Source organism: Kitasatospora sp. NPDC004799 (assembly GCF_040609095.1).
Classification (GTDB): Bacteria; Actinomycetota; Actinomycetes; order Streptomycetales; family Streptomycetaceae; genus Kitasatospora.
The window spans coordinates 1-13,514 of record NZ_JBEXJK010000231.1; the positions used below are offsets into that span (position 1 = coordinate 1).

11 protein-coding genes and 1 pseudogene are annotated in these 13,514 nt (G+C 71.3%); 6 read left to right on the top strand and 6 right to left on the bottom strand.

Going from position 1 to position 13,514, the window contains the following annotated elements:
• The 6 genes and pseudogenes from ABZW03_RS25725 to pknB all read left to right on the top strand — a co-directional run.
• Positions 1–392 (top strand): FHA domain-containing protein (locus ABZW03_RS25725; RefSeq protein WP_355262748.1); only part of this gene is annotated, 392 nt, incomplete at its 5' end.
• Positions 393–438: 46 nt separating this feature from the next.
• Positions 439–987 (top strand): FHA domain-containing protein, encoded by a 549-nt coding sequence (locus ABZW03_RS25730; RefSeq protein WP_355262751.1) that lies wholly within the window; start codon positions 439–441, stop codon positions 985–987.
• 53 nt (positions 988–1,040) lie between these two features.
• Positions 1,041–2,663 (top strand): protein phosphatase 2C domain-containing protein, encoded by a 1,623-nt coding sequence (locus ABZW03_RS25735; protein ID WP_355262753.1) that lies wholly within the window; start codon positions 1,041–1,043, stop codon positions 2,661–2,663.
• Between the two features lie 160 nt (positions 2,664–2,823).
• Entirely contained in the window at positions 2,824–4,200 is a 1,377-nt protein-coding gene (locus ABZW03_RS25740) for an FtsW/RodA/SpoVE family cell cycle protein (RefSeq protein ID WP_355262773.1), read from the top strand.
• Positions 4,197–5,654, top strand: a complete 1,458-nt coding sequence (locus ABZW03_RS25745) for a penicillin-binding protein 2 (protein ID WP_355262756.1) — start codon at positions 4,197–4,199, stop codon at positions 5,652–5,654. Before ABZW03_RS25740 ends, ABZW03_RS25745 begins: the two co-directional genes overlap by 4 nt.
• A gap of 258 nt (positions 5,655–5,912) precedes the next feature.
• Positions 5,913–7,964 (top strand): annotated as a pseudogene (gene pknB / locus ABZW03_RS25750) (Stk1 family PASTA domain-containing Ser/Thr kinase); the annotation flags it as partial.
• On the opposite strand, the gene ABZW03_RS25755 reads toward pknB, so the two are convergent.
• From ABZW03_RS25755 to ABZW03_RS25780, 6 genes are all read right to left on the bottom strand, one after another.
• The gene (locus ABZW03_RS25755; protein WP_355262759.1) at positions 7,876–8,868 is read right to left on the bottom strand and encodes a hemolysin family protein; all 993 of its coding nucleotides are present in this window, start codon (positions 8,866–8,868) and stop codon (positions 7,876–7,878) included. The pseudogene pknB and the gene ABZW03_RS25755 sit on opposite strands and share 89 nt — an antisense overlap.
• Complete coding sequence (locus ABZW03_RS25760; protein ID WP_355262762.1) at positions 8,865–10,223, bottom strand: hemolysin family protein; 1,359 nt, start codon at positions 10,221–10,223, stop codon at positions 8,865–8,867. Before ABZW03_RS25760 ends, ABZW03_RS25755 begins: the two co-directional genes overlap by 4 nt.
• Before the next feature lie 331 nt (positions 10,224–10,554).
• Positions 10,555–10,821 (bottom strand): GlsB/YeaQ/YmgE family stress response membrane protein, encoded by a 267-nt coding sequence (locus ABZW03_RS25765; protein WP_355262765.1) that lies wholly within the window; start codon positions 10,819–10,821, stop codon positions 10,555–10,557.
• Between the two features lie 80 nt (positions 10,822–10,901).
• Positions 10,902–11,270 carry a zinc ribbon domain-containing protein gene (locus tag ABZW03_RS25770; RefSeq protein WP_355262768.1) on the bottom strand — a complete coding sequence of 123 codons (369 nt, stop codon included), beginning with the start codon at positions 11,268–11,270 and terminating at the stop codon, positions 10,902–10,904.
• A gap of 92 nt (positions 11,271–11,362) precedes the next feature.
• Complete coding sequence (locus tag ABZW03_RS25775) at positions 11,363–12,415, bottom strand: TerD family protein (RefSeq protein ID WP_355262770.1); 1,053 nt, start codon at positions 12,413–12,415, stop codon at positions 11,363–11,365.
• A gap of 152 nt (positions 12,416–12,567) precedes the next feature.
• Positions 12,568–13,314: an HNH endonuclease family protein gene (locus ABZW03_RS25780; protein WP_355262776.1), complete on the bottom strand. Its 747-nt coding sequence runs from the start codon at positions 13,312–13,314 to the stop codon at positions 12,568–12,570.
• Positions 13,315–13,514 lie beyond the last annotated feature (200 nt).

The following is a 13,514-nucleotide window of genomic DNA, read 5'->3' on the forward strand; positions in this document are numbered from 1 at the left end:
AGAACAGCTCGCCCCCGCCGCCTGTCGCGCACCCCGCGATGCCCCCCGGGCCGCCCGCGCCCGCCGGCGGAAACGTCCGCGCCTTCCCCGGCGCGGGCCACGGCGGCGCCGGGACGCGCCGCTGGGTCGAGGTGAACGGCGCCCGGCACCAGATCACCGGCTCGGCCTGCGTGCTCGGCCGGTCGACCGAGGCGGACGTGCGGATCGACGACCCCGGGGTCTCCCGCAAGCACGCCGAGATCCGGCCCGGCACCCCTTCGATGGTGCTCGACCTGGGGTCCACCAACGGCATCGTGGTGGACGGACAGCACACCCAGCGCGCTACGCTCCGCGACGGCTCCCGAATCGTCGTGGGCTCCACCACCATCGTCTACCGGCAGGTCGAAGGGTAGTGTCCGAATTGTTCGCGCGCCTCGCTCACCGACTGGCGGGACGGTCATGTCAGAACTGACCCTCACGGTCATGCGGCTGGGCTTCCTGGCCGTGCTGTGGCTGTTCGTCATCGTCGCGGTCCAGGTGATCCGCAGCGACCTGTTCGGCACCAAGGTGAACCCGCGGTCCTCCCGTCGCGGCGCGAGCGCCACGGCGGCCGGCGGCGCGGCCACCGCGACCGCCGCCCGCGCCGCCGCGCCGACCCAGGCCGGTCCGGCCGCGGCGGGCCAGACCCAGGGCGGCGGCGGCCGCCGTCGCGGCGGTCCGACCCAGCTCGTCGTGGTGCAGGGCTCGCTGGCCGGCACCACGGTGGCCCTCCAGGGCCAGACCATCACGCTCGGCCGCGCGCACGACTCCACCATCGTGCTGGACGACGACTACGCGTCCTCCCGGCATGCCAGGATCTATCCGGATCAGACTGGGCAGTGGACGGTCGAGGATCTAGGCTCCACCAACGGCACCTATCTGGACCGGCAGCGCCTGACCGCGCCCACCCCGCTCCAGCCGGGCATGCCGATCCGTATCGGCAGGACCGTCATCGAACTGCGGAAGTAGTAGCGCATGAGGGACAGCATCCCGTCCATGACCCAGAGGGGGGCACAGGTCGCATGACCCTGGTGCTGCGCTTCGCCGCCGGCTCCCACAAGGGACTGATCCGGGAGGGGAACGAGGACTCCGGCTACGCCGGGCCGCGGCTGCTGGCCGTGGCCGACGGCATGGGCGGCGCCGCGGCCGGCGAGGTCGCTTCCTCCGAGGTGCTCGGCTCGATCGTCCGGCTGGACGAGGACGTGCCGGGCGCCGACCTGCTGACCCTGCTGGGCGACGCCGTCCAGGGCGCCAACGACCGGCTCCGGCAGATGGTCGAGGAGGACCCGCAGCTGGAGGGCATGGGCTGCACCCTGACCGCCATGCTGTGGACGGGCCAGCGGATGGGCCTGGTGCACGTCGGCGACTCCCGCGCCTACCTGCTGCGCGACGGCTCCCTGGTGCAGATCACCCAGGACCACACCTGGGTGCAGCGCCTGGTCGACGAGGGCCGGATCACGCCCGAGGAGGCCGAGACCCACCCGCAGCGCTCGCTGCTGATGCGGGCGCTGGACGGCCGCGGCCAGGTCGAGCCCGACCTGTCGATCCGCGAGGTCCGGCCCGGCGACCGCTACCTGATCTGCTCCGACGGCCTCTCCGGCCCGGTCAGCCACCAGACCCTCCAGGACACCCTGGGCAGCTACTACTCGCCCGAGCAGACCGTGCAGGAGCTAATCCAGCTCGCGCTGCGCGGCGGCGGTCCGGACAACATCACCTGCATCGTGGCGGACGTCATCGACGTCGGCGCCACGGACACCATGAGCGGCCAGTTCAACGACGTCCCGGTGGTGGTCGGCGCGGTCGCCGAGGCCCCGCCGTCCTCGGCCGCCGCCGACCGCTCGATCGCGGACACCCCGGCCGGCCGCGCCGCCGGCCTCGGCCGCGGCCCGCAGGGCGCCTTCGGCCCGGCCGAGGGCTACGAGGAGGGCTACGGCGCCGCTCCGGGCGGCTTCGGCCCCGCCGAGGGCTACGAGGGCGAGTACGGCTCCGGCGAGACCTCGGTGTACGGCACCGAGGAGTTCGACGAGCAGCGCCCCGCGAAGCGCAAGCGCAAGGGCCTGACGGTCTCGCTGGCCGTCCTGGTCACGCTCGGACTGCTCGGCGGCGCCGGCTGGTTCGGCTACCAGTGGACCCAGGACCAGTACTACGTCGGCACCCAGGACGACCACGTCGCGATCTACCAGGGCCTCAACCAGAACCTGGCCGGTCTGAGCCTGTCCTCGGTGCACTCCTCGTACAGCAAGATCCAGCTGAAGTGGCTGCCCGAGGACCAGCAGGCGCACGTGCGGAAGACCATCTCGGTCGGCAGCATGAAGGACGCCCAGTCGACGGTCAACGAGCTCGACGGCTGGGTCCAGCTCTGCCAGCGGGCCGCGAAGGCGACCGCCCCGGCCGCCCCGCCGGCCACGCAGGCCGCGCCGGCCGCGTACCTGGTCAGCACGCCCACCCCGACCGAGAAGAACCGCGGCCCGGCCGCGGCGGCGCCGACCACCGCGCCCGCGGCCACCCCGACGCCGACCCCGACCGCCCCCGGGACACCCGCCCCGGTGCCGAACGCCACCCCTCCGGCGGCCGGCGCGCAGGGCGACCAGGCACCGCTGACCGAAGAGGAACTCAGCCGGGCCAACTCCTGCCCGAAGCAGTGACGTCCGTGATCCGACATAGGTCCGCCCCGCGCGGGCTTGCCGGCCGTCAGGGAGCGGTCACCACGTGAGCAGCTACGACCTGAGCGAAGAGTCCACCCGGTCCGGCCGGCGCCGGGCGGCGGCCGACCGCGCCGTCCCCCGCCGCCGGGACAACACCACGATCTCCCCGCAGGGGGCGCCGAACCGGCGCAACACCGAGCTGGCCATGCTGGTCTTCGCGGTGCTGCTGCCGGTCCTCGCGTACGCCAACGTCGGCCTCGCGATGGACGGCAAGCTGCCCGCCGGCATGCTCGGCTACGGGTTCGGCATGGGCGCCCTGGCGGTGGTCGCGCACCTGCTGGTGCGCCGCTTCGCGCCGTACGCGGACCCGCTGATGCTGCCGATCGCCACCCTGCTCAACGGGCTCGGGGTGGTGATGATCTGGCGGCTCGACAAGGCGGGCAAGCTGCTCCCCGGGAACTACGCGGCGGCCGAGAACCAGCTGATGTGGTCGGCCCTCGGGATCGCCGGCTTCATCGGCGTGATGGTGCTGCTGAAGGACCACCGGGTGCTCCAGCGCTACACCTACATCTCGATGGTGGTGGCCCTGGTCCTGCTCGCCGCGCCGGCCTTCTTCCCGTCCCGGGCGGAGGACTTCGGCGCCAAGATCTGGATCCGGCTGGGCAGCTTCTCCATCCAGCCCGGCGAGTTCGCCAAGATCATCCTGACCGTGTTCTTCGCCGGCTACCTGATGGTCAAGCGGGACGCCCTGGCGCTGGCCAGCCGCCGGTTCATGGGCCTGTACCTGCCGCGCGGCCGCGACCTCGGCCCGATCATCGTGATCTGGCTGCTCAGCCTGCTGATCCTGATCTTCGAGAACGACCTCGGCACGTCCTTCCTGTTCTTCGGCCTGTTCGTGGTGATGCTCTACGTCGCCACCGAGCGGACCAGCTGGATCCTGTTCGGCCTGCTGATGTCGGTCGGCGGAGCGGTCGCGGTCGCCTCGACCGCCAGCCACGTGAAGGTCCGCATCAACGCCTGGCTGGACCCGATGGCCGCCTTCAGCGCGAACCCGCCGAAGGGCGCCACCGAGCAGATCGGCCAGTCGCTGATGGCGCTCGGCTCCGGCGGGGTCACCGGCTCCGGCCTCGGCCAGGGCCGGTCCTGGCTGATCGCCTTCGCCGCCAAGAGCGACTTCATCCTGGGCTCCTTCGGCGAGGAGCTCGGGCTGACCGGCCTGATGGCGATCTTCCTGCTGTACGCACTGCTGGTCCAGCGCGGCCTGCGCACCGCGCTCGCCGCCCGCGACCCGTTCGGCAAGCTGTTCGCCGTCGGCCTCTCCTCGGCGATGGCGATCCAGGTCTTCGTGGTGGCCGGCGGTGTCACCGGGCTGATCCCGCTCACCGGTATGACCATGCCGTTCCTCGCCCAGGGCGGTTCGTCCGTGGTCGCCAACTGGGCGCTGGTCGCGATCCTGCTGAAGATCAGCGACAGCGCCCGCCGACCGGGGGCCGAACCGGCCCCGGCCACCGAGGGCCAGGGAGGACCCGCCCGATGAACAAGCCGATCCGCCGGGTCTCGATCTTCTGCCTCGTGCTGATCCTGGCCCTGATGGTGCGCACCAACTGGGTGCAGGGCGTCCAGGCCGAGTCCTGGGCCACCAACAAGAACAACAAGCGCCAGGTGTACGACCGGTACGCCCACCCGCGCGGCAACATCATCGTCAGCGGCCAGCCGGTGACCAAGTCGGACTTCGTCGACGGCCTGCGCTACAAGTACAAGCGCTCCTGGGTCGACGGCCCGATGTACGCCCCGGTGACCGGCTACTCCTCCCAGGCCTACGGCTCCAACCAGCTGGAGAACCTAGAGGACGGCATCCTCTCCGGGACGGACGACCGGCTGTTCTTCCGCAACACCCTGGACATGCTGACCGGCGAGCAGAAGCGCGGCGGCGACGTCGTCACCACCATCAACGCCAAGGTCCAGAAGGCGGCCTTCGACGCGATGGGCAACAAGAAGGGCGCGGTGGTCGCCCTCGACCCGAAGACCGGCGCGATCCTGGGCCTGGTCTCCACCCCGTCCTACGACCCCGGCACCTTCGCCGGCGGCGACGAGGCCGACAAGAAGGCCTGGACGGACCTCAACGCGGACCCGAACAAGCCGATGCTCAACCGGGCGCTGAAGGAGACCTATCCGCCCGGCTCGACCTTCAAGCTGGTCACCGCGACCGCGGCCTTCGAGAACGGCCTCTACCAGGGCATCGACGACGCCACGACGACGCCGGAGCCGTACGTCCTGCCGTACACCACCACCCAGCTGAAGAACGAGAGCCCCAACGAGCGCTGCGAGAACGCCACCGTCAAGTCCGGGATGGACCAGTCCTGCAACACGGTCTTCGCCAAGATGGGCGCGGACCTCGGCAAGGAGCGGATGCGGGCGCAGGCCGAGAAGTTCGGCTTCAACAGCACGGTCGACACGCCGGTCCGCTCCGAGAAGAGCGTCTTCCCGGACAGCCCGAGCCTGGACGGCACCGCCCAGGACTCGATCGGCCAGCACGACACCCGCGCCACCCCGCTCCAGATGGCCATGGTCTCCGCCGCGATCGCCAACAACGGCAGCCTGATGCAGCCGTACCTGGTGGACCAGGAGCGCTCGGCCTCGCTGACCACCATCTCCAAGCACACCGAGAAGCAGTTCTCCCAGCCGATGAGCCCGGCCACCGCGCAGAAGATGCAGGACCTGATGGTCTCGGTGGTCGAGAACGGCACCGGCAAGAACGCCCAGATCCCCGGCCTCCAGGTCGGCGGCAAGACCGGAACCGCGCAGCACGGCGAGGACAACGCCGGGCTGCCGTTCGCCTGGTTCACCTCCTGGGCCAAGACCGCGGACGGCCAGTCGGTCGCGGTCGCCGTGGTGGTCGAGGACGGTTCGCAGAACCGCGACGGCATCAGCGGCGGCCGGCTCGCGGCCCCGATCGCCAAGGCGGTGATGCAGGCCGCACTCGGCAAGTAGGAGCGCGTTCCGGGGTGAGGGGAACGTCACGATCGGCAGCCCCGTCCGGATACCGGTCTGATATCGGCCGACGGCTGACTCCGGCCCGGTGCGGTACGACCGGTAGCGTATCCGCCAGCAGCGGGTGTGCCCGTTGCCGCCCGCGGGGCACCGCACGGCCCGGCCGGAGAACCGGCCGCGGACGGCGCGGCGTCACCCAGAGCGTGCGGGGACACCTACGTCACAACCTCACCGGCGGGTGAGGGAGAGGTCGGAACTATGGAAGAGCCTCGTCGCCTCGGCGGCAGGTACGAGCTCGGCGGCGTCCTCGGACGCGGCGGCATGGCCGAGGTGTACCTCGCCCATGACACCCGGCTCGGCCGCTCCGTCGCAGTGAAGACGCTCCGGGCCGACATGGCCCGGGATCCGTCGTTCCAGGCCCGCTTCCGCCGCGAGGCACAGTCGGCGGCGTCCCTGAACCACCCCGCGATCGTCGCCGTGTACGACACCGGCGAGGACTACATCGACGGCATCTCCATCCCGTACATCGTGATGGAGTACGTCGAGGGGTCCACGCTGCGCGAGCTGCTGCACTCCGGCCGCCGGCTGCTGCCCGAGCGCGCGCTGGAGATGACCATCGGCATCCTCCAGGCCCTGGAGTACTCGCACCGGGCCGGCATCGTGCACCGCGACATCAAGCCGGCCAACGTGATGCTGACCCGGCAGGGCAACGTCAAGGTCATGGACTTCGGCATCGCCCGGGCGATGGGCGACGCCGGGATGACCATGACCCAGACCTCGGCCGTCATCGGCACCGCCCAGTACCTCTCCCCCGAGCAGGCCAAGGGCGAGCAGGTCGACGCCCGCTCCGACCTCTACTCCACCGGCTGCCTGCTCTACGAGCTGCTGACCGTCCGCCCGCCGTTCGTCGGCGACTCGCCGGTCGCGGTGGCCTACCAGCACGTCCGGGAGGAGCCGCAGCCGCCGTCGGTCTTCGACCCCGAGGTGCGCCCCGAGATCGACGCCATCGTGCTGAAGGCGCTCGCCAAGGACCGCGACTACCGCTACCAGAGCGCCGACGAGATGCGCGACGACATCGAGCGCTTCCTCGACGGCCTGCCGGTGGCCGCCGCCCAGCAGGCCGCGTACGGCATGGGCGCGGCCGGGTACGGCTACGACCAGAACGGCTACCCGCAGCAGCACGACCCGTACGGCCAGACCAACGTGCTGCCGCAGCAGCCCGGCGGCGGCCCGACCACCGTCCTGCCGCAGGCCGGCGGGCAGCCCGGCTACGGGCAGCAGGGCGGCTACCAGGACGACGGCTACGGCCAGACCTACGGCGGCGCCGCGGGCGGCGGCAACGACGGCTACGACGACGGCTACGGCCGCGGCGGCCGGCGGGGCGAGGAGCCGCCGAAGAAGAGCAACACCTCCTGGATCGTGCTGGCGGTGGCCGCCGTGCTGGTCCTGGTCGGCACCTTCTTCGTCGCCCAGGCGATGTTCAGCGGCAAGGGCGACAAGGAAACCGCGAAGGTCACCGCCCCGAACCTGGTCGGCAAGACCCTGGCCGAGGCCAAGACGGCCGCCGCCGCGGCCGGTGCCAAGCTCGTGGTGACCGAGGGCGAGAAGATCGCCTGCCCGGACGCCAACATCAAGAAGGACCAGGTCTGCACCCAGAACCCGCCGTCCGGCACCCAGGTCGCCGAGACCGCCACCCTCACGGTGCAGGTCTCCTCGGGCCCGGCCAAGGCGCCGGTCCCCGGCGTGGTCGGCAAGCCCAAGGACCAGGCCACCAAGCTGCTCACCGACGCGGGCTTCGCCAACGTCACCACCGAGTACAAGGACGACGACAACGCCGCGCAGGACACCGTCACCGCCCAGGACCCGGCGCCCAACACGCCGGTCGACCCGAGCACCCCGGTCAAGCTGACCGTGTCGCAGGGCAAGACCAAGGTCCAGGTCCCGAACGTGGTCGGCTCGCAGAAGGAGGACGCGCAGGCGACCCTCCAGGCCAGCGGGTTCCAGGTGGACGCCTCGAAGACCGTCCCGGCCCCCGACCCGAGCAAGGTCAACACCGTCGCCCAGCAGTCGGTCCAGGCCGGCACCAAGGCCCCGGCCAACTCCAAGATCACGCTGACCATCTACAAGGCGCAGGACAAGCCCCAGGTCCCGCCGCTGGCGAACGTCAAGCTCAGCGAGGCCGCCGACAAGCTGAAGGCGCTCGGCCTGACGTACCAGGTGGTCAACGGTCAGCCGGACCCGAACGCGACCGTGCAGCAGAGCAACCCGCCGGCCGGCACCCCGGTCGACCCGAACACCCAGATCCAGCTGTACGTGAAGGCGGCCGAGCCGCCCAAAGGGGGCGACCCCACCACCACACCCCCCAAAGGGGACCACTAAGCCTCCGATATTCCCCTGGTTCGACTGATCCGGCGTCCTTGATGTGCAGGTAGCCGGTGACCGTCTTGTCGGCGCCGAGCACGGGGAAGCGGGAGTAGCCGGTGCGCGCGGCGAGCCGCTCCAACTGCTCGGGTGTGGTGCCCGGTTCGGCGAAGACGATCTCGCCGCGCGGGGTGACGACCTCGGAGACCGGGCGGGAGCCCAGTTCGAGGGCGTCGTGCAGCAGTGCGGTGTCGGTGTCGCTGAGCAGTGCGGCGTCGGAGGAGTCCTTGACCATGCGGGCGAGTTCCTCCTCGGTGAAGACGGAGGCGACCTCGTCCTTGGGCTCGACCTTGAGCAGCCGCAGGATCCGGTTGGCGAAGGCGTTGATGGAGAAGGCGATCGGACGCACGGCCCGGCAGGTGGCCACGAGCGGCGGCACCAGCAGGTAGGCGGCCCTCTCGGGCGCGGCGAGGGCGATGTTCTTGGGGATCATCTCGCCGAGCAGCATGTGCAGGTAGGTGGCGACGGCCAGGGCGATGACGAAGGCGATCGGGTGGATCAGGCCCTCGGGTACGCCGACGGCGTGGAACGGGGGCTCCAGGAGGTGGGCGATGGCCGGTTCGGCGACCATGCCCAGGACCAGGGAGGAGACGGTGATGCCGAGTTGGGCGGTGGCCAGCATGGCGGAGACGTGCTCCAGGCCCCAGATGACGGTCTTGGCGCGGCGGTCGCCGGCCTCGGCGCGCGGTTCGATCTGGCTGCGACGCACGGAGATCAGGGCGAACTCGCCGCCGACGAAGAAGGCGTTGGCGACGATGGTGAGCAGGCCGATGGCGAGTTGGAGGGCGGTCATCGGTTCTCCTCCCGGTCCTCGTCGTCGCCGGCTTCCGGGGTTGCGGCCGAAGGCGCGGGTGCGGTGATGCCGATGCGTTCGGCGACATGGTGGGCGACCGAGCGGACCTCCAGGGTCCAGCCGCTGAGCTCGGCGGTGTCTCCGGGGGAGGGGATGCGGCCCAGGTGGTCGGCGATCAGGCCGGCCAGGGTCTCGTACGGGCCGTCGGGCACCGGCAGGCCGAGCGCTTCCAGTTCGTCGGTGCGGGTGATGCCGTCGGCGTCCCACAGGCGGCGGCCGTCGTCGGCGGTGCCGAGGTCGATCAGGTCGGGGGCCTCGGTGGGGTCGTGCTCGTCACGGACGTCACCGACGACCTCCTCGACGATGTCCTCCAGGGTGACGATGCCGGCGGTGCCCCCGTACTCGTCGATGACGACGGCCAGGGTCTCCTCACCGCGCATCCGGTCGAGCAGGCGGTCGGCCGTGAGTGTCTCGGGGACGAGCATGGGTGCGGTCATCAGCGCGGACACGGGGCGTGTCGGGCGCTGGTCGACGGGCACGGCGAGGGCGTCCTTGATGTGGACGGTGCCGACGACGTGGTCGAGGCTGTCCCGGTAGACGGGGAAGCGGGACAGGCCGGTGGCCCGGGTGAGGTTGGCGACGTCGGCGGCACTGGCGTGCTCCTCCAGTGCCTGGACGTCGACGCGGGGCTTCATCACGTTCTCGGCGGTCAGCTCGCGCAGGTTGAGCGAGCGGATGAACAACTCGGCCGTGTCGGGATCTATCGCGCCCTCACGGGCGGAGTGCCGGGCGAGCGCGACGAGTTCCTGTGGAGTGCGGGCCGAGGCGAGGTGTTCGGCGGGCTCCAGGCCGAACCTGCGCACGACGCGGTTGGCGGTGTTGTTGAGGTGCCCGATGAACGGCCCGAAGGCCGCGGAGAAGTAGTACTGCGGCGTGGCCACCGCCTTGGCCACGGCCAGTGGCCGGGAGATCGCCCAGTTCTTGGGGACGAGTTCGCCGGCGACCATCAGCACGACCGTCGACAGCAGCACGCCGAGGACGAGCGCACCCGTCTCGGCGACACCGGACGGCAGACCGACGGCCTCCAGCGGCCCGTTCAGCAGGGCGGCCACCGACGGCTGGGCGATCATGCCGATGATCAGGCTGGTGAGCGTGATGCCCAACTGTGCGCCGGAGAGTTGGAAGGTCAGGCGCTTGACCGCCTTGAGCGCGGTCGCGGAGCCCCGCTCACCGGCCTCGACGGACTTCTCCAGCGCACTGCGCTCGACGGTGGTCAGCGAGAACTCGGCGGCGACGAACACCGCGCAGGCCGCTGTGAGGGCCAGCGCCAGGATCAGAAGGAGCACTTCGGTCACCGTGCCACCCCCGTTCCGGACGGCGCATTCGACGGGCAGGGGGCAAGGGCACGGTGGTGGTGACTGGGAGGCTCGTCCATCGCGGGGTCCGCGACTCCTTCTGACGGTAGGGGCTGATCGGTTCTACAGGAGTGTAAAGGTATGGCAAATCAAGGTCGCGTAAGCCCCCGGCTTGCGGGAAAGGCGTCCAGGGGCGTGTGCGCCCGGGCACGCGGGTGCGGACCTACCTCGACCGCCTCCACGACCACGGGGTCGAGGAGGCGGAGGCGGTCAAGTACGGCTGACGGGGCCGATCGGACGGATTCCGGGCCGCAGGTGCTTCTGGGCGCGGTCAGTCGCGGGAGTTGCCGAAGAATATGCGGTAGAGCACCAGCAGCACGAAGGCGCCGGCGATCGCCGAGCCCCAGGTGGCGAGGTCGAAGAACTGCTTCTGTACCGGGCGGTGCAGGAAGGTGGACGACAGCCACCCGCCGACGAAGGAGCCGGCGATGCCGATCAGGGTCGTGACGATCAGCCCGCCCGGGTCGCGTCCCGGCAACAGGACCTTGGCGATCGCTCCGGCGATCAGGCCCAGGACGATCCAGCTGACGATTCCCATGGTTCACCCATCTCGTGTGGTCGGACGGTCTCGCTCCGGCTCGGTGAGGCGTGTCACGGGCCGATACGTCTCGCCGGTGGTCAGCGACGGGTGCCGCAGCCGGGGCAGAAGGCCGCGCCGTCCGGCACCGCCGCGTGGCACGACGTGCACTGGCTCGGCTGCGCCAGCCGGAACCCGCAGCCGGGGCAGGACGGCGTCCCGTGGGTTTCCGTCCGGCACTGCGGGCACACCAGTTGGCGCGTGGTGGTCACGTCGTAGCCCTGGCCGGTCTGCTGGCCGTGGGCGTACGCCTGCTGGGACACCTGGTCGTTGAGTCCGCGGCGCTGGGCCGCCACCGCCTTGGCGGCGGTGTCGGGAGCACAGGTGTGGCACAGCCCCTGCGCGCCGTCCCAGCAGCACCCGTCAGCGGTCCCCTCACCCGCTGTGGCGCAAAGGTCGTACGTGGACACCCGATCGGGGCCGTCCTCAGGCTGGAGGCCACCGTACTTCGGGGAGGGGGTGTCCCGGATGAGGCGTCCCCTCCCCCCCGGGGGGGCGGCTGTCAGTCCTCGTAGTAGTTGTTGACGATCACGTCGGGCTCGTCGTCGCTGAACGCCTCGTTGAGGAGTGCGCCGCCGACCAGGCCGGCAGCGCCCGCGCCGATCAGCGCGCCGGTGCCGAAGCGGCGGCCGCCCCCGTCGGGCTGGCCCTGGCCGGGGACCTGGGCGTAGCCCTGCTGGGGGTAGCCCTGCTGCACGGGCTGCGGGTAACCGGCGGCCTGCTGCGGGGTGTAGAACGGCGGCGGGGTGGTCTGGACCCGCTGGGCGCAGGCGCCGCACGTCTGGACCTGACGGGGCACGCCCCACTGCGGGGACCACAGGACGGCGGTGGCGCCGATGCCGTGCGAGGGGTCGAAGAAGCAGGTCATGGCGGAACTCCCGGAGGTTGTCTGACTGAGGCTGGTGGCTGCGACGGGCGCAGGGGCTGGGGTGGGGGTGGGCAGCGGCGGCAGCGGAACGGGCGCGGGCGGCGGGGCGGGGGGAGCGGACGGTTGCAGCACCTCCACGCCGAAGTCGGCGGCGATGCCCGCCAGTCCGGACGCGTAGCCCTGGCCCACGGCGCGGAACTTCCAGTCGCCGCCGTGCCGGTAGAGCTCGCCGAAGACCATCGCGGTCTCGTCCGTGCCGCCCGTCAGGTCGTACCGGGCGATCTCGGCGCCGGTGGCCTGGTCGGTCAGACGGACATGGGCCGCGCGGACCTGCCGGAAGGACTGGTTGCGCCCGGCGGCGTCGTAGATGGCGACGGCGAACACGATCCGCTCCACGCCGGCCGGGACGCGGGGCAGATCGGCCTCGATCTGCTCCCGGTCCCCGCCTGCACCGCCGGCTGACGCGCTGCCGAGGTGACGCACCGAACCGTCGGGGCTGCGCAGGTTGTTGAAGAAGACGAAGTGCTCGTCGGAGACGACCCTCCCCGACGCGTCGCACAGCAGTGCGCTGGCGTCGAGGTCGACATCGGGGGCGGCGGTCCACCCGATTCCGACCAGGACGGTGCTCATCCCCGGTGCCTCCTTGGCCAGGGAGACATTGCCCCCCTTGGTGAGGCCCACGCCCATTGCCTTCCTCCATGCGTTCTTGACGGTTCGTGCTTCTTCTACAACGCCGTAGAAGTTGCGTCGGTTCCCGGACCGTCCGGGAATCCGGCACGACTTCCACGGCCGACGATCGCCGTGGCGGGTGCGGCCGCAGGCGGGCTCCGTCCGTGAGGTCAGCCGCCGCACTGCTGCCGCATGGCCGTCCTGTCGGCCGGCGTGACCGGCAGGTCGTACTTGAGGGCGACCTGGGCGAAGCGCACCGCGTAGGCGCAGCGGATCTCGGGGCTGGCGGGCAGCCACTCGGCGGGGCCCTTGTCGCCCTTGGAGGAGTTCTGGGAGCCGTCGACGGGCAGGAGGTTGAGCGGGTCGTTGGCGATCTGCACGCGCCTGGCCTTGTCCCAGGCCGCCGCGCCCTGCTTCCAGTCGTAGGACAGCGGCATCACGTGGTCGATCTGTATCGCGGAGGCCTTCTGCTTGGTCCACTGCACGGTCTTGCCCGTGTAGGGGTCCCAGATGGTCATGGCGGTGACGGTGCAGTCGGAGCCGTCCTTGCGCTCGACCGACTTCCCGTCGCGGGCGAGCAGGTCGTTGCGGGTGTCGCAGTTGTTGTGGCCGAGCGGGATGCCGTCCACGTCGTCGGTCCAGGACGGGCCGAACTTGTCGCGGTCGTAGCCGGTCTGCGGGCCGGGCTCGGCGGTCTTGACCCGGGATATCAGATCGAGCCCGGCCTTGCGGTCGGTGTCCGAGGCGAGCGACGCCAGACCGGGCTTGGTGCCGTCGGGGTTCGCCAGCGGGCTGGTTCCGCGTTCCGCGGCCGATGGTGCGGCACCGCCGGAAGCAGCGTCCTTGCCGCCGCAGCCGGTGACGGCCAGGGCAGTGAGCAGGACAGCGGCCGACGCTGTGCGGCGGTGGGTGCGCACGTGGCACTCCTTCGAGGCGGTGGGAGAGGTGACGGTGCACCAGAAGACCAGCTCATCCACGTCGGGTCAAACTGTCGTTCGAGTTGCGCCTTGTGATGGCGGGCCTGCGACGCCACGGGCGGAGGCGATCTGTCGGCCGGTGAGCGGCGCGTCGGCCGGGGCCGCAGGGGTGAGCAGCCCGACGGCCGCCGGGTCGTCCC

Coding starts and splice junctions, on each gene's coding strand:
- ABZW03_RS25755 (WP_355262759.1), bottom strand. CDS start 8,868: ATGACCGCCCTCCAACTCGCCATCGGCCTGCTCACCATCGTCGCCAAC.
- ABZW03_RS25745 (WP_355262756.1), top strand. CDS start 4,197: ATGAACAAGCCGATCCGCCGGGTCTCGATCTTCTGCCTCGTGCTGATC.
- ABZW03_RS25775 (WP_355262770.1), bottom strand. CDS start 12,415: ATGGGCGTGGGCCTCACCAAGGGGGGCAATGTCTCCCTGGCCAAGGAG.
- ABZW03_RS25765 (WP_355262765.1), bottom strand. CDS start 10,821: ATGGGAATCGTCAGCTGGATCGTCCTGGGCCTGATCGCCGGAGCGATC.
- ABZW03_RS25730 (WP_355262751.1), top strand. CDS start 439: ATGTCAGAACTGACCCTCACGGTCATGCGGCTGGGCTTCCTGGCCGTG.
- ABZW03_RS25735 (WP_355262753.1), top strand. CDS start 1,041: ATGACCCTGGTGCTGCGCTTCGCCGCCGGCTCCCACAAGGGACTGATC.